This is a genomic window from Streptomyces sp. SID1328 (genome assembly GCF_009865595.1).
Lineage (GTDB): Bacteria > Actinomycetota > Actinomycetes > Streptomycetales > Streptomycetaceae > Streptomyces > Streptomyces griseoluteus.
The window spans coordinates 1-777 of sequence record NZ_WWKH01000129.1 but is presented as its reverse complement, the minus strand read 5'-3'; the positions used below and the strand labels follow the sequence as shown (position 1 = coordinate 777).

Annotated in this window: 2 protein-coding genes; both read left to right on the top strand. The window is 71.3% G+C overall.

The annotated features are described in order from the left end of the window. On the top strand, positions 1-138 hold a 138-nt coding region (locus GT030_RS03960), incomplete at its 5' end, for a LysM domain-containing protein (protein WP_161199857.1). Between the two features lie 395 nt (positions 139-533). Then, positions 534-749, top strand: a complete 216-nt coding sequence (locus tag GT030_RS03955) for an I78 family peptidase inhibitor (protein WP_161199856.1) — start codon at positions 534-536, stop codon at positions 747-749. The last annotated feature ends 28 nt before the right edge of the window (positions 750-777 follow it).

Sequence of the window (777 nt, the reverse complement as noted above, 5' to 3'; positions counted from 1 at the left end):
ACCGTCCGCCAGGGCGACACGCTGAGCACCATCGCCGCCCGGCACGGGGTGAGCTGGCAGCGGGTCTACGAAGCCAACCGGTCGGTCATCGGGGCCGACCCCAATCTGATCGTGCCGGGGCAGCGGCTCGCGCTCTGACGCGAGGCCCCGTCTCGACGGCCGCGGCCGCCGCCCTCCGGAGGGCGGCGGCCGTTCGCATGTCCGTTCGTGCGGAGAACCCGTGAATTTCCTATGCGTCGTCAGCTCCGGCGCGCGTGCGCCGCATTTCGCGGGAAAAACGTTCCGGGCTCGTTCTTGGCCGGTTCCGCTGTGTGATCCGACGCATTGCGAGCGTTAATCGGACCCCGTGACGACCCGCACAGGAAAATTCTGTTCGATTACCCCGTGAAGGTGAACGGAAACCCCCATACGTGTGACGGAGTACGCGGGTTACCGGCGTCGGGAGCTGTGACAGAAGTGTGACCGGGCAGCTCCCCGGCGGCCGGCCCGGCGGGTGCCTTCCGTAGGCGGCGCGGGCCGCCTAGCGTGGCCGCATGGCACAGATCCCCGCTCCGCCGCCGGAGCCGCAGGACACCCTGGACAGCTATGTCGGCCTGGCCCCGGAGGACGCCGACCGGCGCGCCCGGAGCCGGGGCTGGCAGACGGTGCGTGCGCTGCCGCCCGGCGCGGTCATCACCATGGAGTACCGCACGGGCCGCCTCAACTTCGAGGTGAAGGACGGCCGGGTCGCCCGCGTCTGGAAGGGCTGACCCGGCCGTCAGGGGCGCGCGGCCTGCG